Below are 23479 nucleotides of genomic sequence, written 5' to 3'. Positions count from 1 at the left end.
GTCAGCGCTCGTCGGCGGACTCGGCGGCCGCCAGTGCGGTCTCGACGCGTTCCCGTGCGCCGGCGAGGTGCCGGTCGCAGATTTTCGCGAGCGCCTCGCCGCGCTCCCAGAGCGCGAGCGACTCCTCGAGCGACAACCCGCCTGCTTCGAGCTTGCCGACGACGGTCACCAGTTCGTCGCGAGCGTGTTCGTAGTCGAGCTTGCCGAGGTCCTGTGGGGAATCCGTCACCGGGCCGGGGTCTCCGATCGTGCGTGCACCTTCGCCACCGCGGTGGCCACCGCGAGGTCGTAGCCGATGAACGCCTCGGCGAACTCCGCGCCGTCGCGTTCGTCGATCGCGTCCTCGATCCGCGTCCGGGCGGCGTCGACCCGTTCGCGGTGCTTGCACCCGTCGGAGAACCACCAGCCCGCGCCCGCGTAGCGCGAGGTGGCCTCGGTCAACGCGCGCAGCCGGCCGGGCAGCGCCTTGGCGGTCATGGTGTCGCAGCCGGCCAGCAGGCCGGCCCAGCACTCGGCGGCGGCCCGGTCCACCTCGGCCGCACGCTGGCGGACCATGGTCGCGCCCGCGCGGTGCTGCGGGGCCGCGTTGTTGATCGCCATGGTCGCCGCGGACACGGTCAACGGCAGGAACGTGGGATCGCGTGACAATGTGCTCACCCGCTACCTCCGCCACTGCTCTCGGTCTCTTCACGCACGACCGCGTGCACCACGCCGTCGGCCACCCGGATCCGGAGCACCGTGCCCGCCGGTGCTTCCCGCACCGAACGCAACACCGTTCCGGTTCCGTCGCCGTCGACGAGCTGAACGACCGCGTATCCGCGAGTTAGCGTGGCGGCTGGCCCGAGGGTCGTCAAGCGGGCTTTGGTCGCGTCGAGTGCCGATTGTTGTTCGGAGAGCAACCTGCGGACGGCGAAAACCCCGCGTTCACGCAGGGTGTCGACTTGATTCGCGTGCGCTACCAGCGGGCTGAGCGGATCGGCGAGAACCGGTCGCGATCGCAGCTGCTCGAGCAACCGGCGTTCGCGGTCCACCCATCCGTGCAACGCCCGGCGGGCTCGATCGCGCATCTGCCGCACCCGGGCGGTCTCCTCGGCGACGTCCGGAACCACGCGTTTGCCCGCGTCGGTCGGCGTCGAGCAGCGCAGGTCGGCCACGTGGTCGAGCAGCGGCGAGTCGGTCTCGTGGCCGATCGCGCTGACCACCGGCGTGCGGCAGGCGGACACGGCGCGGCACAGCGCCTCGTCGGAGAACGGCAGCAGGTCCTCGACGCTGCCGCCGCCGCGGGCGATCACGATGACGTCGACCGCCGGATCGCGGTCGAGTGCGCCGAGGGCGTCCACGAGTTGCGGCACCGCGAGCGCGCCCTGCACCGCGACGTTCTCGACCCGGAACCGCACGGCCGGCCAGCGCGCCGTCGCGTTGACCAGCACGTCGTGCTCGGCGGCGGACGCCCGTCCGGTGATGAGGCCAACCGTGTTCGGCAGGAACGGCAGGCGGCGCTTGCGCTGGGGCGCGAAAAGCCCTTCCGCGGCAAGGAGTTTGCGCAGTCTTTCGATGCGGGCGAGCAACTGCCCGATGCCGACCGCGCGGATCTCGTCGGCACGCAGGCTCAGCTGGCCGCGGCCGAAGAAGAAGGCCGGCTTCGCGTGCACGACGATCCGGGTGCCGTCGGTCAGCGGCGGTTCCTGTTCGCGCACCATCGCCGTCGGGCAGGTGACGGTCATCGACACGTCGGCCGCCGGGTCGCGCAGCGTCAGGAACGCGGTGCCGGTGCCCTGCCGCGCGGTGATCTGGGTGACCTGGCCTTCCACCCACACCGTGCCGAGCTTGCCGATCCAGTCGGCGATCTTGCGGGCCACGGTGCGCACCGGCCACGGCTCTTCGGGACTCGTAGGCCCCGGACTCGTAGGCCCCGGACTCGACGGCGCGGGGGTGCTCACAAGCGGCTCACGTCTGGTCGCGCACCGTCGCGATCCGGCGGGTCAGCATGCCGATGAAGGCAGGCCGGGCCGCGCCGGCCCGCTCGTAGGCGAGCAGGTCCGACAGCTGCTCCGGGCTGAAGGCGCGCAGCCGGGCACGCAGTTGGGGCAGGGAGAGGTCGTCGTAGCCCTCGATGGGTGGCGCCAGGACCTCCTCGGCGATGGCCCGCTCTTCCTGCTTCCAGGGGTCGCCCTGGTCGTCCTCGGCGCCCTGGTCGACTTCCAGGGCCTGGTCCTGGTCGGAGTCGTCCGCGTCACCGAAACCTTCGAAGGCGCCGGCGCGGTCGAACGCGCTGTCGTTGGCCTTGCCGAAGGACTCGGGCAGGTCGTCCTGGTCGCTGTCCTCGTCGAAGGTCGCCCATTCCGGCGTCTGCTCGACCGGCCGCAGCACCGACAGCGTCTCGTCGCCCTTGATCGCCAGTTCGGTGACGTGCTGCTGCACGCGCATGGACAGCTGCAACGCCTGGCTCGCGACCGTCACCGGCAGCCCGGCGAGCTTGGTCGGCAGCTCGCGAGCGCGCTCCACGGCGGTGGCGGCGAGACCCGCCGCGACCCGCAAGGGCAAGGGCAGTGGGTTCATGCCCACAGCCTAGGGGGCCGAGGTGGTGACCGGGGCCACGGTTGGGGCGTCCATGGCGCCCGGACGGCGCCCGTAGGCTGGATGGCATGAGCGCGACGACCAAGCGAGTACTGCTGGCCAAGCCACGGGGCTACTGCGCGGGCGTCGACCGTGCCGTGGTGACGGTCGAGAAGGCGCTGGAGACCTACGGTCCGCCGGTGTACGTGCGCAAGGAGATCGTCCACAACCGGCACGTGGTCGAGACGCTGCGCGAGCGCGGTGCGATCTTCGTCGACGAGGCCGACGAAGTGCCCGAGGGCGCCCTTGTGGTGTTCTCGGCCCACGGCGTGTCGCCGATCGTGCACGAGCAGGCCTCCGAGCGTGGGCTGCGCACCATCGACGCGACCTGCCCGCTGGTGACCAAGGTGCACAACGAGGCGAAGCGGTTTGCCCGGGACGACTACGACATCCTCCTGATCGGCCACGAGGGCCACGAGGAGGTCGAGGGGACCGCGGGCGAGGCGCCGGCCAACATCCAGCTCGTCGACGGACCCGAGGACGTGGACAAGGTGACCGTCCGCGACCCGTCCAAGGTCATCTGGCTGTCCCAGACCACGCTGTCGGTCGACGAGACGATGGAGCGCGTCGGGCAGCTGCGCGAGCGGTTCCCGGAGCTGCAGGACCCGCCGAGCGACGACATCTGCTACGCGACCCAGAATCGCCAGGTGGCCGTCAAGGCGATGGCGCCGGAGTGCGACCTGGTGCTCGTGGTCGGGTCGACGAACTCGTCCAACTCGAAACGCCTCGTCGAGGTGGCGTTGCAGGCAGGCGCCCGCGACGCGCACCTGGTCGACTTCGCCCGCGAGGTCGACGAGGCCTGGCTGGACGGCGTCGACACCGTCGGCGTGACCAGTGGCGCGTCCGTGCCGGAGGTGCTGGTGATGGACCTGATCGCCTGGCTGGCCGAGCGCGGCTACGGCGAGGTCCAGGAGGTCACGACGGCGAACGAGAAGATCGCGTTCGCCCTGCCGCGCGAGCTGCGGCGCGACCTCAAGGAAGCCAAGGCCTGAGGGCTGGGTTCAGCGCTCGTCACGCGGGCGGCGGCGCGGCGGCTGCGGCCGTCCGCCGTCGCTGCCGCCACGGCGTGGCTCAGCGCCACGGCCGCGGTCGTCCCGCTGCGGACGCCCGCCGGCGGCACGCGGGTCACGTCCAGCGCGCCCACGGCGGTCCCCGCGTTCGGCGTCCGGCTCGGTGCGCGGCCGGCCGCGCTCGCCCCTGCGCCGCTCGGGCGGCGGGGTGGCACCCCGCTCGCCGCGGTCGCCGCGAGCCGCGCGACCAGGCCGGTCGACGCCTTCGGCACGGTTGCCCTGCCTGCGCCGGTCCGGGTTGCCCGCGCGCTCGGCCCGGTCGGCTCGTGCTGCCCGCTCCGCTGACGCGTCGTCGGGGCGCCCGCCCCGGGAGAAGCGGCCACGGCCGGGTGGTGGCGCCACCTCGTCGCGGGGCGCGCGCCGGCCGCGCACCTCGCGCAGCGGCGGCGGGGGACCGGCGAGGTCGTCCGCGCCGTCCCGGTCGGCGTCGCCCTTGTTCGGGTTGCGTTGCGTGAACAGCCGGACGCCGCCGATCAGCAGCGCGATCGCCGTGCCGATGGCCATCGTCGGGAAGTTGTTGGCCAGCGGCAGCCCGACCGAGAGGGCGAACTGCTTCATGCCGTCCCCGGCCGGCCGGTCCGCGAGGAACAGGTACGCACCGACGAACGTCGCGGCGAACACCAGTGGCGGCTGCACCATGGCCGTGAAGACGCTGCGCCGTCGCACCCACGCGATCGCGACGACGCAGCTGACCACGTAGCCGATCTGGTAGAGCCGGCCCAGCGTGTTGTCCGAGCTTTGCATGTCGACGATCGCCGCGATCGTGGTCAGCCCGAGAGCCACCACGACGGCGCCCCACCAGGGCAGACCGCGCGAGGCGCCGACGATGGGACGCTCGTCCCAGGCGGGCTCGTCGTCAGGGTTGTCCAGATCGCTGTGGCGATCGCGGGTCGCGGTCACGGGTGCACACGTTAGACGGTCCGCCAAGACCGTCTGCCGCCGTTCCGGTCAGGTGTGCACCACTGGCCCTATTCGTGTGACCTGGGACACGTGAGGGCAACCGATCGGGAGGTCGGGGCCTCATAGGCCGCGCCAGGGGCCAGGCGAGCGCTCGCCATCGGGTGCGAGCCGCTCTGGCTCGCCCATGCCCATGGATTCGCCGTATCTGCGGCTGGCGGTGCGTGCCGCGTGGCATATGAAGTTGGGGATCAGTCCAGGGGCGGCTCCTGGCCGTTGGTGCCGGTGTTCGCGGTGAGCTCCTCCACGCGGCGGACCGCCGCGATCGGCGTCGGGCTGGCCGACGCCTCGGTGAGCGGGGCGACGGCCGCGCGGAAGTTCTCCAGGGCGTCCAGCTCCCGGCGGCGCGCGGACAGGAAGCGTTGGAGGTGGGTGCTCGACAGGTTCACCGCGTCCACCGCCGCCCCCGCCGACCGGTGGGCCACCGCGGCCTGCGAACGGACCGTCTCCACGTCGTCGGCCAGGGCGCGTTCGGTGGCGGCGAACAGGGCCGCCGATGCCACCACCGCGAAGCCGGTGGGACCGCACAGGAAGATGCGGCGGTCCAGCAGCCACCGCAGCAGGTCCTGGTCGGTGTCCAGCGCGGCGACCACGGCCGCGTCCGACGGGACGAACATGATCGTGCCGTAGATGGCGTCCGCCCAGCGTTGGTAGCCCTTGGCCGCCAGGTCCGCCGCGCGCGAGCGGATGTTGCGCACGTGCACCCGCAGCGCCTCGAGGCGCTCCTCGGCGTCGTCGGTCTCGATCGCCTCGGTCCAGCACGCCATGCTCATCTTCGCGTCCACCGGCACGCGCCGGCCGTCGGCGACCATGAGGAGCATGTCCGGGCGCGCGGCACCGCCACCGGCCAGGTCGGTCTGCAGCGAGAAGTGGATCCCCTCGCGCAGGCCGAGCGAGCGCGCCGTCTCCACGAGCATCTGTTCGCCGAGCTCACCGCGGCCGGTGATGGACGCGAACGCCACCTCGTAACGCCGCAGCGCGAGGCGGTGCTGGTCCACTGTGGACCGTTCGGCGGCGAGCATGCGCAGCGCCTCGTCCGCCCGCCGCACGCTGTCGTTGTACAGGCGGAGGAACAGCAGCACCGCGCCGGCGAGCAGCAGCACGAGCAGCGCCACCGCGATGGCGATCACCGCGTTCACCGTGTGGTTCCTCCGTTCGTTTCCGGATACCCGCCGAGGATCATGGCGGAGGGGTCCGACAAAAACCGTACTCGAACACACGTTCGAGTGAACAACCGGCGTGGCACCCCCATTTTGTCGGTGATCAGTTCTACCTTGATCGCATGCGCCTGCTGCACACCTCCGACTGGCACGTGGGGCGCACGTTCCACGGCCGCGACCTGCTCGCCGAGCAGGAGTCGGTGCTGTGCGCGCTCGCGGAAGTCGTTGTGGCGCAAGAGGTCGACGTCGTGCTGGTGGCGGGCGACCTCTACGACCGCGCGGTGCCCGCCGCGGAGGCCGCGCAGGTCTGCGACCGCGTTCTCGCCAAGCTCAAGGCCGCCGGCGCGACGATCGTGATCAGCGCGGGCAACCACGATTCGGCGGCCCGGCTCGGCGTGTTCGGGCAATTCGCCGCCGAGGGCGGGTTGCACCTGCGTACCGCCGTCGACGACCTCGACCGGCCCGTGGTCGTCGGCGACGAGCACGGGTCGGTGGCCATCTACGGGATCCCTTACCTGGAGCCGGAAACGGCACGGCACACGCTGGGAATCCCGGAGCAGCAAGGCCATGCCGCGGTGCTCGGCGAGGCCATGCGGCGGGTGCGTGCGGACCTGGCGGGTCGTGACGGCACGCGATCCGTCGTGCTGGCGCACGCCTTCGTCACCGGCGGCGAGGCGTCGGCCTCCGAGCGGCCGATCGTCAGCGGTGGCGTGGCCAACGTGCCCGCCTCGGTGTTCGACGGGGTGGACTACGTCGCGCTCGGGCACCTGCACGGGCCGCAGCGGCTGGCCGAGCACCTGCGCTATTCGGGCAGTCCGCTGGCGTACTCGTTTTCCGAGGCACGCCACCACAAATCGGTCTGGCTGGTGGATCTCGACGAGACCGGGCTGGCCGGCGTGCGCCGCCATCTCTTGCCGGTGCCGCGGGCGCTCGCGACCGTGCGCGGCGAACTCGAGGAGATCCTCGCCGACCCGGCCCACGAGTCCCTTGCCGACTCTTACCTCTCGGTGGAGTTGACCGACCCCGTGCGGCCGGTGGACGCCTTGCGCAGCCTGCAAACCAGGTTCCCGCACGCCGTGCACGTCCAGTGGTTGCCAGACCACGCCCGGACCGCTGATCCGTTGCGGCCCAGGGCGAGCGCCGGGCTGGACGACCGGCAGCTGGCCGACCGGTTCATCGCCGACTGCCGCGGTGACGAGCCGACCGACTCCGAGCGCGACCTGTTGAGCGCGGCACTGGTCGCGGGCGCGGCGTGGGACGAGGACTGACCCATGCGGCTGCACAAGTTGACGCTCACCGCTTTCGGGCCCTACCCGGGCACGGAGGAGATCGACTTCGACGAGCTGGCGGTCGACGGGTTGTTCCTGTTGCACGGCGACACTGGAGCGGGCAAGACGGCGCTGCTGGACGCCGTGGCGTTCGCGTTGTTCGGTGCCGTGCCCGGTGTTCGCGACCACGCCAAGCGCTTGCGGTGCGACCACGCGCCGGACGACCGGGTGACCGCCGTCGCCCTGGAACTGTCCGTGCAGGGCCGGCGGTTGCGCTTGACCCGCAGCCCCGAGTACGAGCGCAAGAAGAAGCGTGGCACCGGGTTCACCACGCAACCGGCCAAGGCGACCCTGCGCTGGCTCGACGGGTCGCAGGCCGCCGCGTTGACGCGCATCGACGAGGTCGGCCGCACGGTGCAGCACCTGCTCGGCATGAGCAAGGAGCAGTTCTTCCAGGTGGTGCTGCTGCCGCAGGGCGAGTTCGCCCGGTTCCTGCGCGCCGAGACCGACGAGCGGGAACGGTTGCTCGAGAAGCTGTTCGGCACCGAGCGGTTCGCCCACGCGGAGCGGTGGTTCCGGGAGCGGCGCACCGAGCACCACCGCGCGGTCGAGGAGGGCAAGCAACGAGCACGCGTGCTGGTCGCTCGCCTGGCGCAGGCGGCGGGCGAGGAGCCGCCGGAGCACGCCGATCAGGAGTGGGTCAGCTCGCTGGTCAAGCAGGTCGTCGAGGCACACGACGATGCGGTGCAGTGGGCCGCGGACACGGCCGCTCGGCGCGAACGGGCCGCCGCCGCACGCGATGCCGCGCGGGCCAAGGCGGACCGGATCCGGCGGTGGCGGGCGGCCCGCGCTTCGCTCGCCGAGTGCCTGGCCGCCGAGGCGGACCGAGCCCGGTGGGTCGACGAACGCGACGCGGCACGGTCGGCCATGGCGGTGCGGTCGCCGCAGGACGCCTTACGCGAGGCCGAATGCGAGTCGGCGTTGGCCGCGGTGGCCGTCGAACGGGCGGAGCAGGTGCTCGTCGACCGGGGCGTGGGCTTGCCGGGTGACGCCCGGCTGGAAGCGGACCGCGTTCGGACCGAGATCGGTGCTCTCGGCGAGCTCGTCGAGCAGGAGCGCAAGCACCGGCAGGACGTGGACCGGTTGCGTCGGCTCGAGGGCGAGCGGCGCCGGCTGACCGGCTTGGTCGAGGAGCTCGATGCCGATCTCGCCGGCCTGCCCGCACGGCTGGAGCGGGCGCGCGTGGCGCTGCGCGACGCCGTGGAAGCCGGCGCCGCGCTGCCTGGTCTGCGAGCGGCTCGCGACGAGCTGAGCGAGCTGGTCGAGGCCGCCGCGGCCGTGCCGAAGGCCCAGGACGAGCTGGTCGTCGCCGAGGACGGCCTGCGCGAGGCGGTCGACCGGCACCAGAACGCGAGAGAGGCGCTGCTGGAGCTGCGGCAGCGTCGGCTGGACGGCATGGCCGCCGAGCTGGCCGCGGGATTGGCGGACGGTGCCGGGTGCCCGGTGTGCGGGTCGAGGGATCACCCCGCTCCCGCGACAGGCGGGGCCGAGACCGTGGGGGAGGCGGACGAACGCCGCGCGGTCGCGGCCGAGCGTGCTGCTCAGTCGGTGCGGACCGAGGCCGAGGCGGCCGTGCACGGCGCGCGATTCCGGGTGCGGGCGCTGGTGGAGCGGCTGGGTGGACGGAGTCTCGACGAGCTGACCCCGGAGCTGATCGCGGCCGAGGAACGGTGCCGGGCCGCGGCCGAGCTGGCACGGGCCCGCGACCGGCGAGAACGCGAGGCGGCCGAGCTCGAAACGCTCGCGGACACCAAGGCCCAGGAGAAGTCGGCGGCCGACAAGGCGTTGGCCGCCGTGCACGCCGAAGCGGACGGGCTCGCCGACACCATCGCGCGGCGGGCGGTGACCCTCGACGTCGCTCGGGGCGAGCATCCCGACGTGCTCAGCAGGCGTTCGGCGTTGACCGAACTCGTTGCCGCGCTGGATGAACTGGCCGCAGGCCGGTCCGAACGGGACCGCTGCGCGCAGCTGGTGCGGACCCGGCAGGACGCGCTGGCGGCGGCGGCCGAGGAGGCCGGGTTCGCGACCGTGGCGGCGGCCCTGGCCGCGGTGCGGCCGCCGGGCGAGCTGGCCCGGCTGGACCGCGACCTCGGGGAGCTGGACGCCGCGCGAGCCGCGGCCGAGCGGACCTTGGCCGACCCTGATCTCGCCGGGATCGACGACGAGGACGTCGATGTCGAGGCCGCGGACGCGTTCGCCGAGCAAGCGCGGGTGTCGGCGGAGGAAGCAGCCACGGCGCTGCGGGCGGCGACGCTCGCCGCGGAGCGGGTCGGCGAGCTGAGCGCACGGCTGCGGGCCGCTTGGGCGGACCTGGCGCCGGTCGAAGCCGAGTACCAGGAGCTGGCCGCGCTCACCGACGTGGTCAACGGGCGTGGGCAGAACGCGCGGCGGATGTCGCTGCGGTCCTACGTGCTGGCGGCGAAGATGGCGGAGCTGGGGGTCGCCGCCTCGGCCCGGCTCTCGACGATGAGCCATGGGCGGTACCGGTTCGTGCACTCGGCCGCCGCGGGTCGCCACGGCACCCGGGGTGGGCTGTCGCTGGACGTCCTGGACGACTACTCGGGGCGGGTGCGGTCGGCGAAGACGTTGTCCGGTGGCGAGACCTTCCTTGCCTCCCTTGCCCTTGCGCTCGGGCTGGCCGACGTCGTCGCCGCCGAGAGCGGGGGCGCGATGCTGGACACGTTGTTCGTCGACGAGGGCTTCGGGACGCTCGACGCGAACACGCTGGACGAGGTGATGAACACCCTCGACGAGCTGCGGGCCGGCGGGCGGGTGGTCGGCATCGTGTCGCATGTGGACGAACTGCGGCACCGGATCCCCGCGCAGCTGCACGTTCACAAGTCCCGCACCGGCTCGACGGTCGAGGTGCGCATGGGCTGAGAAAAGCGAAAGCCCCGGCCCGGCAGGAGTCTGCCGAACCGGGGCCCACGCGATCGGTGCTAGCTGACCGACTGGACGATCACGTCCGCCGTTCCGACGAGCACGTTGGTGTCGGTGCGTGCCTCGACGTTGCCGTAGAGGACACGACCGGCCCCGGGTGCGGCCATCGGTGTGACGGTGGCGTTGACCGTCCACTGGGCGCCTGCGGCACGCGGTGCGTTGGCGTCCGCCACCGCGATGCTGCCGTAGGCCGAGCTGGACAGCACATCCAGGTAGTTGTAGGTCGTCGAGCCGTTCGGCACGGCGAACCCGTCAACCAGGATGACCCACTGGCCCACGGTCGGGTTGGCGACCGTCAGCTGTTCCTCGGCCGAGCTGCCCGCGCTCTGCGCCCGCAGCACGCAGGTGCTGGGGGTGGCGCAGTAGTACGCGAACAGGTCGAGGTCCGCCCCGTGGTCCGACGTCCCGCCGATCTTCGCCCGCAGCGAGGTGGTGCCTGCCGGCACGGTCACCTGGAACGGCTGCTGAGCGCCGTTGGCGATGGTCGGCGTGGCCACCTTCGCGCTGCCCAGTGCGCTGCCCGCGCCCCGGCCGTTGAAGGCACCGAACTGGTTGGTCAGCGTGTAGGACCGGTTGATCGGCTGGCCGAGCGTGCCGGACGCGATCACGTCGGGGTTCGGCGCGATCGTGGCGCCCAGCACGGACGCGGTCAGGGTGTACGGCGCGAACTGGGTGTCCGACGTGCGCCGTGCCTCGACCGTGACCTCCCAGACACCGGCCTGCGGGTTGCTGACCGTGCGGCTGGTCGGGCTGCCCAGGTCGCAACTCCCGCCAGGAGCAGGCGGGTTGTAGCAGTTCGGGCTCTGGTTCGTCTCGAGGTGCGTGCCGTACGGGTGGTAACGCAGGAACCGGATCTGACCGGCGCCCGGCGTGTCACCGCCACCCGCGAGGTCGACCTTGAAGGCCGGCGTGTTCGCGGGCACCCGGAAGAAGTAGCTCGTCGTCCGGTTGCGGCCGATGTCGCCGGAGTGGACCACCGTGTAGTTGTTCGCCGCGGTGAAGTTCTCCGCCGCGATCACCGTGTTCAGGGTGGCGAACTCGATGCCGCTGTTGGACAGGTCGTCCAGGTACAGCGACGCGGAGTGGACGCCCGCGGTGGTCGGGTGCACCCGCACCGTGTACGTCACCGGGGTGTTCAACGGGAGCACGATCGACGGCGGTCCGGAGAAGGTGCCGTCGTTCAGCTCGAAGAACGCCTTGTAGGTGACGTTGCGGTCCGGGCCCGTGGTCCGGGTGAAGGTGTACGTGCGGGTGTAGTCGTCGCCCGCGTTGACGCCCTCACGGTCGTAGATGCCGGTACCGATGCCCGGGGTCTTCAGGAACCCGGACAGCAGCGTGTGCACCGGCACGGACGAGGTGATCGTGACCGGGTTCAGGCCTTCGGAGAGCAGACCCCACGCCCGGTTCACGTCGATCAGGCCGTTGCCCTGCTCGTAGGCCTGGTAGTGGTCGATCGCCTTGGTCGTGGTGGTCAGGGCCAGGCGCAGCTGCGCCGGGTTGTGCGACACACCGCGGGCCTTGGCCGCGCTCACCAGCAATGCACCCGCGCCGGCCGCCTGCGGCGACGCCATCGAGGTGCCCTGAAGCATCGAGTAACCCGGCGGCAGGTCGTACGTGCCGCCAACCGGTCCAGGCGCCTCCCACGTCGGGGTCGACGAGATCGCCGCACCAGGGGCGATCAGCAGCGGCTGGAAGCCACCGTCCTCACGCGGACCACGCGAGGAGAACGGGTGCATGTTCTCCGGCTCGTTGACGATCGAGCCGTAGTTGGCCTTCCAGGTGTCCTTGCTGATGTACGAGCCGACGCTCACCACATGGTCGGCGACCGCGGGGTCACCGATGGAGTTCACGCCCGCGCCGTCGTTGCCCGCGGAGATGAACATCTGCACGCCGTAGGTGTCGATCAGCGACGTGTAGAGCTCGGCGCGCGCGTTGTTGCCGTCGTTGAGGGCCGGCAGGCCACCGATCGACATGTTGATCACGTCGACGTGCGCGTCGCGCGCCGCGTAGATCATGCCTTCCAGCAGCGCGTGGTTGGTGCAGCCCGCGATGAACAAGCAAGCGCGGATCGAGACCAGCTTGGCGCCGGGCGCCGCACCGCTCATGTTGCCGCCGAAGAACTTGTTGCCCGCGACGATGCCCGCCACGTGCGAACCGTGCTCGCCGGACACGATGCCGATGTTGACCTCGTTGTCGGCCGGGTCGGTCTGCACGACGAACGGCATCTGCTCGCTGATCGCCGTCGCCGGGTTGTCGGTGCCGAAGTGGCCGACGTCGTAGTTGACCTTGTAGTCGGTCATGGCGGCGTTGTCGGCGAAGGTGTTGTTCTGGTCGGAGTCGACCCAGACCTTGGCCGTCGACTTGCTGTAGAGGACGCCGAACACGCCGCTGCTGCCGGCCGGGTTGCCGTCGCGGTTGACGTCGTTGCCGAGCTCGCCGCCCAGGCGCGAGTCGCGCTCGTTGAACGTGGCGAACGTCAGGTCGGCAGGAGCGCCGCTGGGCGCGGTGTAGGTGACGCCGTTCGCGGTGAACGTCGGCCCGGACACGGGAGTGGTCATCCGCAGCCAGGTCGGGTCGTTGTCGGCGTTGGTGTCGCCCGCGAACGCCGGGTCCGTGTAGGTGACCCAGTCGACGACCTTGCGCTCGCCCGTGCTGGTGGTGGTCAGCGACGGGTGGCCGAGGTCGATGCCGGTGTCGACGATGCCGACGGTCACGCCGCGGCCGTCCCAGGTCGGGTGCTGGTTGACGAACTGCGCTGACTTGATGTCACCGGTTGGCATGTAGGGGTTGACCCGCGGCGTGCTGGCGCTCGGCGGGGTCTGCGGCAGCGGAACGATCTGGCCCTCGGGGGCCGGGTCGTTGATCTTCACGGTGTCGTCGATGTCCACCGCGCTCACGCCGGCGATCTTGCGCAGCTGCTTGGCCTGGTCGACGGGCACCTCGGCCCGGATGTAGCCCATCTCGTTGTTCTGGACGTCGACCTTGGCCCCGGCGTTTTCCAGGCCCTGGGCGGCCTTCTCGGCCTGGCCCTTCTTGGTCGAGACGAGCACCGTGACGGTCTTCTCGCCCTTTTGCTTGGCCGCGTCGACCAGCTGCTCGTCGTGCTTGCCGATGCTCGGGCCATCGGCGTTGGGGGCCGGGTCCGCGGCCGCGGCGGTAGGTAGGACGATCAGCGCCGCACCCGTGACGGCGGTACTGAGTGCGAGTCCGAGGGCGATCGTGCCCCGGACACGCGAGTGACGTCTTGTCACGTCGTGGTTCCTTCCTCAGCAGGTGACACACCAGGCCTTCGTCAGAACCCTGTGCAACCCCCGACTGGGGGCCCTGCCGAAGATGGCGCCGGTACGGGTGAACGACCCCTAACAGCGCTCACGGAGTGTTACTGATCGATGGAGTGTCGGCTAGCGTCCAATTGGGCTAATGCGTCCGATCTGCGGCATTCACAGTTGCCGTAGTCCCGGCGTTACACCGCAAAAGGCCCCACTTAGACTCGATCGTCGTGAGCCTGACCCTCGGCATCGTCGGCCTGCCCAACGTGGGCAAGTCCACCTTGTTCAACGCGCTGACCAACAACGACGTGCTCGCCGCGAACTACCCGTTCGCCACGATCGAGCCCAACGTCGGCGTCGTGCCGCTGCCCGATCCACGGCTCGACGCGCTCGCCAAGCTCTTCGAGAGCGCCCGCACGGTGCCCGCCACGGTGTCGTTCGTAGACATCGCGGGCATCGTCAAGGGTGCGTCCGAGGGCGCGGGCCTCGGCAACAAGTTCCTCGCCAACATCCGCGAGGCCAACGCCATCTGCCAGGTCATCCGTGTCTTCGACGACCCGGACGTGGTGCACGTGGACGGCCGGATCGACCCGTCGGCGGACATCGAGACGATCAACACCGAGCTGATCCTCGCCGACCTGCAGACGCTGGAGAAGGCGGTCCCGCGGCTGGAGAAGGAGGCCCGCACGCACAAGGACCGCAAGCCGGCCCTCGACGCGGCGATCGAGGCGCGGCAGGTGCTCGACTCCGGCCGGACCCTGTTCGCGGCCGGCCTGGACGTCGAGCCGTTGCGGGAGCTGAGCCTGCTGACGACGAAGCCGTTCCTCTACGTCTTCAACGCGGACGAGGGCGTGCTGACCGACGAGGCGCGCCGCGCCGAGCTGGCCGAGCTGGTCGCCCCTGCCGACGCCGTGTTCCTGGACGCGAAGGTCGAGGCCGAGCTGCTGGAGCTCGACGAGGAGTCGACGATCGAGCTGCTGGAGTCGATCGGCCAGCCCGAGCCGGGCCTGCACGCCTTGGCGCGGGCCGGTTTCCACACGCTGGGGCTGCAGACCTACCTGACGGCGGGGCCCAAGGAGTCGCGCGCGTGGACCATCCCGAAGGGCGCGACCGCCCCGCAGGCGGCCGGCGTGATCCACACCGACTTCGAGCGCGGCTTCATCAAGGCGGAGATCGTGTCTTACGACGACTTGATGGAAGCGGGCTCGATGGCGGCGGCCAAGGCGGCGGGCAAGGTCCGCATGGAGGGCAAGGACTACGTCATGGCCGATGGCGACGTGGTCGAGTTCCGCTTCAACGTCTGAGGTTTCCGGTGTTGACCTCCAGTAAGGCTGAGCTTTTACGCTGACCCGCACACGGCCCGGTCGTCGGGCCGCTCAGGATTACGAGGTTGGCATGAAGGTCGCCGTTCTGGGGACGGGGATGGTGGGCCGCGCGCACGCGGCTCGGTTGCTGGAGCTCGGGCACGAGGTGCGGGTCGGCACCAAGGACGTCGACGCCACGCTCGCGTCGACCAAGGAAGGGTTCACCGGGGAGACCTACTCGCGGTGGCAGGACGCCCACCCGGACGCGGGGCTGCGCACGTTCGCCGACGCCGTATCCGATGTGGACCTGGTGATCTCGGCGCTCAACGGGGACGTCGTCGTGCAGGTCCTCGAAGGGCTCCGTAGCGCGCTCGCGGGCCGGACATTGGTGGACGCCAGCAACCCGCTCGACTTCTCCAGCGGACGGCTGACGCTCACCGTGTGCAACACCGACTCGCTCGGCGAGCAGGTGCAGCGCGCGCTCCCGGAAACCGCTGTGGTCAAAGGGTTCTGCACGGTCACGGCCGGCGTTCAGGTGAACCCGGCGGGATTGGGCGGCGGCGCGCACGACATGTTCGTCGCGGGGGACGACGCGGCGGCCAAGGACGCGGTCAAGGCGTTGATGCGCGAATACGGGTGGGAGACGATCCACGACCTCGGTGGCATCGTCGAGGCGCGCGCCCTGGAGATGATGTTGCCCGCCTGGGTCTCGTTGATGAACGCGCTGGGCACCGCCGACTTCAACTACCGCGTCGTGCGGTGAGTTTTACGGCACCATGCGCGACATGACGACCGCGTACAACCAGTTATCCGGCCGCAGCATCGAGCGGGTCAACACGTTGGTGGACGGCGTGTTCGCCATCGCGATGACCTTGCTCGTGCTCGACCTCCGGCTGCCGGCGGAGTCCGCCGAAAGCAACCACGCCCTGTGGGACCAGCTCGCCGGGCTCGCGCCGCAGCTGGCCGCCTACGCGCTCAGCTTCACCATGCTCGCGACCTTCTGGCTCGCACTGCACACGTTGCTGCGCTTGTGTTCCGGCTCCGACCGGCACCTGGTGTGGGCGTGCCTGGCGTTCTTGTTCTTCGTCACGACGCTGCCGTTCACCGCGTCCGTGCTCGCCGACCACATGCACTTGGCGCTCGCGGTGGGTCTGTACTGGTTCAACCTCGCGATGCTCGGCGTCTGCCTGGCCTGGGTGGTGGCGCACGTGAACCGCGCCCGGTTGGTGGACGAGGAGGGGCAGCCGGGCATGGTGCTGGTGCGGCGGCGGCTGGTGCTGGCCCAGGCGTTGTACGCGGTCGCCGCGCTCGGCGCGTTGCTCAACCCGGTCGCCAGCATCGTGGCGCTCGCGGTCGTCCAGCTGTTCTTCGTGTTCTCGCCTCGGCTGCCCTGGCGCGTGTGACCGGCTTTGTCGGTGGTCGTCGGTACGGTCGCCGGCATGGCTATCGCACGTTATCCAAGCTTCGTCATCGACTGCCCGGATGCGGCCGCGCTCGCGAAGTTCTACGGCGAGCTACTCGGCTGGGGCGTGAAGACCGACGACGGCTGGGCGGAGATCCGGCCCGAGGACGGCTCGAACTGCATCTGCTTCCAGCAGGTCGCCGACTACAAGGCGCCCGAGTGGCCGGGCCAGGACGCACCGCAGCAGATGCACCTCGACGTGATGGTCCCGGACCTCGACGAGGGCGAGAAGGAGGTCCTCGCGATCGGGGCGACGAAAGCGGACACGCAGCCCGGCGAGACCTTCCGCGTCTTCCTCGACCCGGCGGGCCACCCGTTCTGCCTCTGCGTCAGCTGACGGCGTCCGGCAGCGGCTCAGCACGGTCGCTGCCGGCCGCACGACCCGGTCAGCGTGCAGCGGCCGATGGGCGCGGCTGCGCGGCCGTCGCCAGCCAGAAGTACACCGGAGGGAGCACGACCTCGAGGCCGATGAGGGGGAGCTGGAACCAGTGCGGCGCCCCGTGGACCGCCAGGGACAGCAGGCGTCCGACGGCGCCGAGGGCGAAGATGCCGGCGAGCCAGCGCACCACCGTGGCCGAGATCGGCGACTGCCGCGCCGCCCAGAGCCACGCGACCCCGTAGCCGAGGAAGATCGCGTTGTAGAAGCGTTCGCGGCTGTCGACCGTCGCGCCCGTCGCGCCTTCGCCGGGCACCGACGCGATGCCGAGCACGACGTGGAACGCGCCGATCGCCACGCAGGCGACGCCCATGGCCACCATGAGCCACCGCAACCACTTGAGCACGAACGCCACCCCCGCTTAGTAGATGCGTGTCTACTAACGGCACGGTAGGACCCTTAGTAGACACGTGTCAAGTAAGGTGTCCGCGTGGACAAACGCCGCAGGCTGGCGCCTGCCGAACGTCGAGCCGAGCTGCTCGAGACCGGCGCACGCCTGTTCGCGGCCAAGCCGTACGAGGACGTGCTGATGGAGGAGGTCGCCGAGCGCGCGGGCGTGTCGAGGGCGCTGCTCTACCGCTACTTCCCGGCCAAGCGCGACCTGTTCGCGGCGATCTACCGCCAGGCCGCGGACCGGCTGCTGGCCGCGTCGGTGTTCGAGCCCGGCGTGCCTGTCGCCGGTCAGGTGGCCGCGGCGCTCGACGCGCACATCGACTACTTCGCCGCCAACCGCAACACGGTGCTCGCCGCCAACCGCTCGCTCGCCGGTGACGTCGTCATCCAGACGATCATCGACGACGAGCTGGCCGCGTTGCGCCTGCGCCTGCTCGACGCCGCCGGGCTGGCCGGGCGGAAGCGGGACGCGGTCTCGTCCGTGCTGACCGGCTGGCTGGTGTTCGTGCGCACGCTGTGCGTGGACTGGCTGAGCGGTGCGGCGTACTCCCAGGCCGAGCTGCGCGAGGTCTGCCTGGGTGCGTTGTGGGGAGCGCTGGCGCCGTTCGAGGTGCCGGCGCCGCCGCAGGACAGTGCCTAGCCGTCGGTTTCCGGCTGGACTTCCAGGTCTTCCTCACGGCGTCTGCGCGGACGCACGACGAGGTTGAGCACACCGAGCAACGCCACGACAGCGATCATGATCCAAAGCCACGCCGGCATGGTCATGAACTTACCGTCACGCGCTCCGGAATGCCTCGATCACTCCGTTGATCTCCTGCGCCAGCGAGACATCCGACGCGGTCACCCCGCCCGCCGAATGGGTGCTGCAGCGGAAGGTCAACGTCCGCCACCGGATGTCGATGTCCGGGTGGTGGTTGTCGTTCTCCGCGATCTCGGCGACCCGCGCCACCACCTGGATGGCCTGCGGGAAGTCGGCCAGCTCGACCGTGCGGACCAGGGCGTCGCCCTCGCGCTCCCAGCCGGGCAGCGAGCCGAGCGCCGAGTTGATCTCCTCGTCACCGAACACCTCAGCCATGCCCCCATGGTGGACCCCGGGGCAAGCCCGTGCAGCGCGAGGTGCGAGCGGTCAGCTCGCGGATCCGGCCGCACCGCGAAAGGTAGAGTCTGTGCTGCCACGGGAGTCCGGTAGTGCGCCGGGCTGAGAGGAGGGCTCGCTAGCCCTCGACCGTCCACACCTGATCCGGGTCATGCCGGCGCAGGGAGGGCCGGTTCCTTTGGTGCGTCCGCGAGGAGGAACCCATGCGCAGAATGCTCACCACCGCCATCGCACTGGCGGCAATTCCCATGCTCGCCAGCTGCTCGCTGGAAAGCGGCGGCAGCGCGGCACCGTCCGACCACAAGGTCGTCCTGGTCACCCACGACTCGTTCGCCTACACCAAGACCCTGTTCGAGCAGTTCAAGAAGGACACGGGCATCACCATCGAGGTGCACGCGGCCGGCGACGCCGGTGCGCTGACCAACCAGCTGGTGCTCACCAAGGCGAATCCGATCGGCGACCTCGCCTTCGGCATCGACAACACCTTCGCCACGCGCGCGCTCAACGAGGGCGTGTTCGCGCCCTACACCAGCCCGCAGGCGAGCAAGGGCCCGCAGCGCTACGACGTCGACGCCAGCCACCGGCTGACCGCGATCGACCTCGGCGACGTCTGCCTGAACTACGACGTGCGGAGGTTCGAGAACGGGCCGAAGACCTTCGAGGACCTCACCGACCCGAAGTACGCGAGCCAGCTCGTCGTCGAGGACCCGCAGACGTCCTCGCCGGGCCTGGCGTTCCTGCTGGCCACGATCGCGCACTTCGGCGAGAACGGCTGGCAGCCCTACTGGTCGAAGCTCAAGGCCGGCGGCATGAAGGTGGTCAGCGGCTGGGAAGAGGCCTACAGCCAGGACTTCTCCGGCTCGTCCGGCAAGGGCCCGAAGGCGATCGTGGTCTCGTACGCGTCCTCGCCGTCGGCGGAGCTCGGCAAGGACGGCAAGCCGCGCACCGCCGCGATGCTCGACACCTGCTTCCGCCAGGTCGAGTACGCGGGCGTGCTGCAGGGTGCGAAGAACCCCGAGGACGCCAAGAAGGTGCTCGACTTCCTGCTGTCGCCGCGGTTCCAGGCCGATGTGCCGGGTCAGATGTACGTGTACCCGTCGCTGCAGGGCGTTGCCCTGCCGAAGGAGTGGCAGCAGGCGGCCCCGCTGCCGGCCAACCCGATCACCATGCCCGGTGACCGGATCCAGCAGGGCCGCGACGGGTGGATCCGGCAGTGGCGTTCGCTGGTCCAGGGCTGACCCGCGCCGGGGCCGGCCTCGCCGCGCTGGCCCTGGTACCGCTGGGTTTCCTGGCCGTGTTCTTCGCGTGGCCGGTGGTCGCGATCGTCTCGCTCGGTCTGCGGTCGGGCTCGGTGCTGCCCACGCTCGCCGATCCGGACACGTGGAAACTGGTCGGGTTCACGCTCGCGCAGGCCGCCGGGTCGACGGTGGTCGCGGTGCTCGCCGGGCTGCCGGTGGCGTTCCTGCTCGCGCGCGTGCGGCTGCCCGGCCGATGGCTGGTGCGGGTCGTCGTGCTGGTGCCGTTCGTGCTGCCGACCGTGGTGGTGGGCCTGGCGTTCAAGGTCCTGCTGCCCGGCGGCGGCGCGTGGACGATCGTGCTGGCCAACGCGTTCTTCAACGTGGCGGTCGTGGCGCGCACGGTCGCCGGGTTGTGGGCGCACACCGACCGGCGGGCCGAGGACGCGGCGAAGGCGCTCGGCGCGTCCCCGGCGCGGGCGTTCACGTCGGTGGTGTTGCCGCAGCTCGCGCCGGCCATCGGGTCGGCGGCCGCGATCGTGTTCCTGTTCTGCGCCACCAGCTTCGGCGTGGTGCTGATCCTCGGCGGGGCCCACTACCGGACGCTGGAGACCGAGATCTACCTGCGCACGGTGGAGATGCTGGACCTGCCGACCGCGTCGGCGTTGTCGCTGTTGCAACTGCTGGCCGTGATCGCCGCGTTGAGCGCCGGGGCGCTGGCGCGGCGACGCCGGGAAACCGCGCTGCGCCTGCGGTCGGCCAAGGAGACCGCACGCCGGCCGCGTGGCGGCGAGTGGGCCGTGGTCGGGCTGGCCTGCGCGGTGCTGGTCCTGCTCCTGGTCCCGATCGGCTCCCTCGTGGCCCGTTCGCTGACCTCCGGGTTCGCCGGGTATCGCGCGCTGGCCGGCACCGGCACGTCCGGGACCCTCGTGGTGTCGGGGTGGACGGCGGCGGAGAACTCGCTGCGCGCGGCGACCGACGCGACACTGCTCGCGCTGGGCCTGGGGATCGTCGCGTCGGTGGTGCTGGTGTCGTTGCGGCGCGGGCGAACCCGGGGCACGGTGGTCGAACTCGTGGACGCCGCGATGATGCTGCCGCTCGGCGTGTCCGCGGTGACCGTCGGGTTCGGCTACCTGATCACGCTCGGCGCGCTGCCCGGCGACCTGCGCACGTCGCCGCTGCTGGTGCCGCTCGCGCAGGCGCTCGTCGTGACGCCGCTGGTGATCCGGATGGTCCTGCCGGTGCTGCGGTCGGTGGACGTCCGGTTGCGCCAAGCCGCGGCGACCATGGGCGCGGGCCGGCTGCGGGTGTGGCGCGAGGTCGACCTGCCGCTGGCCGGGCGGTCGGTGCTGGCCGCGGCCGCGTTCGGTTACGTGGTCGCGCTCGGTGAGTTCGGCGCGACCAGTTTCCTTGCCCGGCCGGACATCCCGACGCTGCCGGTGGCGATCGCGCGGCTGCTGTCGCGGCCCGGCGAGCTGAACAACCAGATGGCCTACGCGGCCTGCACGGTGTTGATGCTGGTGACGATCGCGGTGGTGCTGCTGGTGGAGTGGATCGGTTCCGGCGCGCTCGGGGAATTCTGACAGGGGAGTTCTGATGGTGCTGCGACTTTCCGGCGTGACCGTGCGGTACCGCGACTTCACCGCGGTGGCCGACGCCGACCTCGAGGTGGCCGACGGTGAGGTGCTGGCGCTGCTTGGCCCGTCCGGCTCCGGCAAGTCGACGTTGCTGCGTGCGGTCGCCGGGCTCGAACCGCTGTCCGGCGGCGTCGTCGAGTGGGATGGTGTGGATCTGGCCGGGATTGCGGTGCACCGCAGGGGTTTCGGGCTGGTGTTCCAGGACGGGCAGCTGTTCCCGCACCGCGATGTGGCGGGCAACGTGGCGTTCGGGCTGCGGATGGCGCGGGTGCCCGCGGCGCGCCGCGCGGACCGCGTGGCCGAGTTGCTGAGGATGGTCGGGCTCGCGGGTTACCAGCGGCGCAAGGTGACCGAGCTGTCCGGCGGCGAGCAGCAGCGGGTCGCGCTGGCCCGCGCGCTCGCGCCGAAGCCGAAGCTGCTGCTGCTCGACGAGCCACTGTCCGCTTTGGACAGAGCGCTGCGCGACCAGCTCGCGGTGGATCTCGCCGAGGTGTTGCGTACGGCGGGCACGACCGCGTTGCTGGTCACCCACGACCAGGACGAGGCGTTCACCGTGGCCGACCGGGTGGCGGTCCTGCGGGCCGGGCGGATCACGCAGGTCGGCACGCCGGACGAGGTGTACCGGTGGCCGGCCGACGACCAGACCGCCGAATTCCTCGGCGTCACCACGATCCTCGACGCCGTGGCGAGTGACGGGGTGGTGAAGACCGACCTGGGCCCGGTCGAGCTCGCGGTGCCGGACGGCCCGGCCAGGCTCGGCCTGCACCCCAGCGCGGTCCGGGTCGGCGCCGGTTCGGTGCGCGGCAGGGTCACCGCACGCGTGCACCGGCGCGACCACGTGCGGCTTACCATCGAGGTCGGCGACCGGGTCGTGGCCGCGGTCGCGCCGACGCTCGGCGCGCCGGAGCCGGGCGACGAGGTCCGGCTCGGCCTGGACGCGGACGGCATCGCGGTCCTGCACAGTAGGGGAAACCCCACCGCACACTGACGATCTGCGCCCATGGGCGCGACGAAGATCCACTCATAGCGTCAACCCCATGACGACGCTGGGGAAAGCAAGTGCACAGACGTGGTGGCGCCGGCCCTGGGTGGGGCCGCTCGCCGTGATCGCGGTGGCGTTCGTGGCGTTCTCGCTGCCGCGCTACCTGTCCTTCGACCGAGCCATCTCACTGGTCAAGTCGCCGGATCACCCGTGGCACTACCCGTTGCTCGTCGGGCACGTGACCTTCGGGTCGATCGCCATGCTGACCGCGGTCATGCAGGTCTGGCCGTGGCTTCGGCGCAACCACCCGAAGGTGCACCGTGTGTCCGGGCGGCTCTACGTCTTCGCGGGCGTGCTACCCGGCGGGTTGCTGGCCTTGTCGATCGGTGCGGTGAGCCCGTTCGGGCCGGCGACCGCGGCCGGGGACGTGCTGGGCGCGGTGCTGTGGCTGACCTTCACCGTCAACGGGTTGCGTGCCGCGCGGGCGCACCGCTACGGCGAGCACCGCAAGTGGATGATCCGCAGCGTGGCCCTGACGTTCTCGATCATCGCCAACCGGCTGTGGGGCGTGCTCTGGGTGATCGTGCTGACCCCGCAACTGGACACCACGTTCGGCGGCAGCGAACTCGCGTTGCGGCAGTCGATCGCGGCGTTGTCGGCGTGGGTGTCGTTCACCAGCGTGCTGGTGCTGACCGAGTGGCGCCTGCAGCGCAAGCCCCGCAGGCGCCACCACCGGGGTCAGGAATCCTTGGTGGCCATCCGGGCGACGGCCAGCGAGTAGCCGATCACCAGGTAGCAGAGCGCACGCAACGCGCTCGTGCCCATGTCGCCGGTGTAGACCGGATCGCGCAGGACGTCCGCGCCCGCCGTCCAGTTGTCGCTGAGCAGGAACGGTTGCAGCCAGTCCAGCACCGGCAGGCTGCCCAGGATGCCGATCACGATCAGGCCGCCGATCACCGTGCTCAGCACCACCAGCGGGTGCTCGGTGCACGCCGACACGGCGAGCGCGATCGCGGCCACCGCCCAGAGTTGCAGCAGCACCCAGCCGACCGTGACGGTGACCCGGCCGAGCGACTCACCCAGCGACAGCGTGGTGCCCGACAACGTGACCAGGCCGCTGGTGCCGTGCAGGATCAGCCCGGTCACGACCGCGACCACGGTGATCACCAGGACCGCCGCGGTGATCACCGCCATGACCCCGACCATCTTGACCGCGAGCAGCCGCAACCGGCCGACCGGCGCGACGAGCAGCCCGCGCAACGTGCCGGACGCCGATTCCCCCGCGATCGCGTCGGCCGCGGCGATGGACGCCACGAGCGGCAACAGGAACAGCAGAAGCATCGACAGGCTGATCACCGGCAGCGTCAGCGCGCTGCCGCCGAGCGCGGTGATCGGCGGACCCTGCTCGGGGTCGCCGGTCACGCCCGAGGTGACGAAGAGCGTCGCGACCCCGATGACGATCGGGGCCAGCCCGAGCAGACCGATGCCGACCAGCGTGCGCGGCCGGCGGAACACCCAGCGCAACTCCGAGCGCAGCAACCGGCCGAGCGGCGCCCGCCGCGGTCGGCTCGCACCGACCGGCAGTGCCGTCATG

23 protein-coding genes and 1 riboswitch are annotated in these 23479 nt (G+C 71.2%); of the genes, 12 read left to right on the top strand and 11 right to left on the bottom strand.

All coding sequences use genetic code 11. The features are described 5' to 3' along the window. Position 1 precedes the first annotated feature (1 nt). The 4 genes from EV186_RS00615 to EV186_RS00600 form a co-directional block, all read right to left on the bottom strand. Positions 2-247, bottom strand: a complete 246-nt coding sequence (locus EV186_RS00615) for an exodeoxyribonuclease VII small subunit (RefSeq protein ID WP_133848653.1) — start codon at positions 245-247, stop codon at positions 2-4. Further along, the gene (locus EV186_RS00610; RefSeq protein WP_243753751.1) at positions 226-657 is read right to left on the bottom strand and encodes a sugar ABC transporter substrate-binding protein; all 432 of its coding nucleotides are present in this window, start codon (positions 655-657) and stop codon (positions 226-228) included. The genes EV186_RS00615 and EV186_RS00610 overlap by 22 nt, the downstream gene beginning before the upstream one ends. Next, positions 654-1868 carry an exodeoxyribonuclease VII large subunit gene (gene xseA, locus EV186_RS00605; RefSeq protein WP_243753750.1) on the bottom strand — a complete coding sequence of 405 codons (1215 nt, stop codon included), beginning with the start codon at positions 1866-1868 and terminating at the stop codon, positions 654-656. Before xseA ends, EV186_RS00610 begins: the two co-directional genes overlap by 4 nt. Before the next feature lie 79 nt (positions 1869-1947). Further along, positions 1948-2559: a lipid droplet-associated protein gene (locus EV186_RS00600; protein ID WP_133847134.1), complete on the bottom strand. Its 612-nt coding sequence runs from the start codon at positions 2557-2559 to the stop codon at positions 1948-1950. An 86-nt stretch (positions 2560-2645) separates the two neighbouring features. Between EV186_RS00600 and EV186_RS00595 the strand changes: the two genes are divergently transcribed. Further along, positions 2646-3608, top strand: coding sequence for a 4-hydroxy-3-methylbut-2-enyl diphosphate reductase (locus tag EV186_RS00595; RefSeq protein ID WP_133847133.1), 963 nt, complete (start codon positions 2646-2648; stop codon positions 3606-3608). 9 nt (positions 3609-3617) lie between these two features. On the opposite strand, the gene EV186_RS00590 is transcribed toward EV186_RS00595, so the two are convergent. Further along, positions 3618-4586 carry a DUF6542 domain-containing protein gene (locus EV186_RS00590; protein ID WP_133847132.1) on the bottom strand — a complete coding sequence of 323 codons (969 nt, stop codon included), beginning with the start codon at positions 4584-4586 and terminating at the stop codon, positions 3618-3620. A gap of 248 nt (positions 4587-4834) precedes the next feature. Then, positions 4835-5782 (bottom strand): DNA recombination protein RmuC, encoded by a 948-nt coding sequence (gene rmuC / locus EV186_RS00585; protein WP_243753749.1) that lies wholly within the window; start codon positions 5780-5782, stop codon positions 4835-4837. Positions 5783-5925: 143 nt separating this feature from the next. Between rmuC and EV186_RS00580 the strand changes: the two genes are divergently transcribed. Both EV186_RS00580 and EV186_RS00575 read left to right on the top strand, forming a co-directional pair. Continuing rightward, positions 5926-7071, top strand: coding sequence for an exonuclease SbcCD subunit D (locus EV186_RS00580; protein ID WP_133847131.1), 1146 nt, complete (start codon positions 5926-5928; stop codon positions 7069-7071). A 3-nt stretch (positions 7072-7074) separates the two neighbouring features. Beyond that, a complete protein-coding gene (locus tag EV186_RS00575) occupies positions 7075-10011 on the top strand; it encodes an AAA family ATPase (RefSeq protein ID WP_133847130.1) in 2937 nt (978 codons plus the stop codon). Between the two features lie 59 nt (positions 10012-10070). Here EV186_RS00575 and EV186_RS00570 read toward each other — a convergent pair whose 3' ends face one another. Beyond that, positions 10071-13322, bottom strand: a complete 3252-nt coding sequence (locus EV186_RS00570; RefSeq protein ID WP_166658972.1) for a S8 family serine peptidase — start codon at positions 13320-13322, stop codon at positions 10071-10073. A gap of 248 nt (positions 13323-13570) precedes the next feature. Between EV186_RS00570 and ychF the strand changes: the two genes are divergently transcribed. The 4 genes from ychF to EV186_RS00550 all read left to right on the top strand — a co-directional run bounded on the left by ychF (position 13571) and on the right by EV186_RS00550 (position 16443). After that, a complete protein-coding gene (gene ychF / locus EV186_RS00565; protein WP_133847129.1) occupies positions 13571-14644 on the top strand; it encodes a redox-regulated ATPase YchF in 1074 nt (357 codons plus the stop codon). Between the two features lie 91 nt (positions 14645-14735). Next, positions 14736-15407, top strand: coding sequence for an NADPH-dependent F420 reductase (locus EV186_RS00560; RefSeq protein WP_133847128.1), 672 nt, complete (start codon positions 14736-14738; stop codon positions 15405-15407). Positions 15408-15429: 22 nt separating this feature from the next. After that, a complete protein-coding gene (locus tag EV186_RS00555; RefSeq protein ID WP_166658971.1) occupies positions 15430-16047 on the top strand; it encodes a TMEM175 family protein in 618 nt (205 codons plus the stop codon). Positions 16048-16083: 36 nt separating this feature from the next. Then, entirely contained in the window at positions 16084-16443 is a 360-nt protein-coding gene (locus tag EV186_RS00550; RefSeq protein WP_133847126.1) for a VOC family protein, read from the top strand. 49 nt (positions 16444-16492) lie between these two features. Here EV186_RS00550 and EV186_RS00545 read toward each other — a convergent pair whose 3' ends face one another. Then, positions 16493-16897 carry a DUF4345 domain-containing protein gene (locus tag EV186_RS00545; RefSeq protein WP_243753748.1) on the bottom strand — a complete coding sequence of 135 codons (405 nt, stop codon included), beginning with the start codon at positions 16895-16897 and terminating at the stop codon, positions 16493-16495. A 75-nt stretch (positions 16898-16972) separates the two neighbouring features. Here EV186_RS00545 and EV186_RS00540 point away from each other — a divergent pair, with 75 nt between their 5' ends. After that, the gene (locus tag EV186_RS00540; protein WP_133847125.1) at positions 16973-17575 is read left to right on the top strand and encodes a TetR/AcrR family transcriptional regulator; all 603 of its coding nucleotides are present in this window, start codon (positions 16973-16975) and stop codon (positions 17573-17575) included. On the opposite strand, the gene EV186_RS40420 is transcribed toward EV186_RS00540, so the two are convergent. Further along, a complete protein-coding gene (locus EV186_RS40420; protein ID WP_279538265.1) occupies positions 17572-17694 on the bottom strand; it encodes a hypothetical protein in 123 nt (40 codons plus the stop codon). The two genes, EV186_RS00540 and EV186_RS40420, sit on opposite strands and share 4 nt — an antisense overlap. 16 nt (positions 17695-17710) lie before the next feature. Continuing rightward, the gene (locus EV186_RS00535; protein WP_133847124.1) at positions 17711-18010 is read right to left on the bottom strand and encodes a 4a-hydroxytetrahydrobiopterin dehydratase; all 300 of its coding nucleotides are present in this window, start codon (positions 18008-18010) and stop codon (positions 17711-17713) included. A gap of 89 nt (positions 18011-18099) precedes the next feature. After that, a riboswitch (TPP riboswitch) is annotated at positions 18100-18215 on the top strand. A 19-nt stretch (positions 18216-18234) separates the two neighbouring features. On the opposite strand from EV186_RS00535, the gene EV186_RS00530 reads away from it, so the two are divergent. The 4 genes from EV186_RS00530 to EV186_RS00515 are packed head-to-tail and all read left to right on the top strand — an operon-like array spanning position 18235 to position 22666. Further along, a complete protein-coding gene (locus EV186_RS00530; protein WP_133847123.1) occupies positions 18235-19269 on the top strand; it encodes a thiamine ABC transporter substrate-binding protein in 1035 nt (344 codons plus the stop codon). Beyond that, complete coding sequence (locus tag EV186_RS00525; protein ID WP_243753747.1) at positions 19245-20849, top strand: ABC transporter permease; 1605 nt, start codon at positions 19245-19247, stop codon at positions 20847-20849. Before EV186_RS00530 ends, EV186_RS00525 begins: the two co-directional genes overlap by 25 nt. A 13-nt stretch (positions 20850-20862) precedes the next feature. Then, complete coding sequence (locus EV186_RS00520) at positions 20863-21891, top strand: ABC transporter ATP-binding protein (RefSeq protein WP_133847122.1); 1029 nt, start codon at positions 20863-20865, stop codon at positions 21889-21891. 49 nt (positions 21892-21940) lie between these two features. Further along, a complete protein-coding gene (locus EV186_RS00515; RefSeq protein WP_133847121.1) occupies positions 21941-22666 on the top strand; it encodes a DUF2306 domain-containing protein in 726 nt (241 codons plus the stop codon). On the opposite strand, the gene EV186_RS00510 is transcribed toward EV186_RS00515, so the two are convergent. Continuing rightward, entirely contained in the window at positions 22624-23478 is an 855-nt protein-coding gene (locus tag EV186_RS00510) for an ABC transporter permease subunit (protein ID WP_133848648.1), read from the bottom strand. The two genes, EV186_RS00515 and EV186_RS00510, sit on opposite strands and share 43 nt — an antisense overlap. Position 23479: the final 1 nt, after the last annotated feature.

This window comes from Labedaea rhizosphaerae (assembly GCF_004362825.1).
In the GTDB taxonomy this organism is placed as follows: Bacteria; Actinomycetota; Actinomycetes; order Mycobacteriales; family Pseudonocardiaceae; genus Labedaea; species Labedaea rhizosphaerae.
This window is presented reverse-complemented; position numbering and strand designations above follow the sequence as displayed.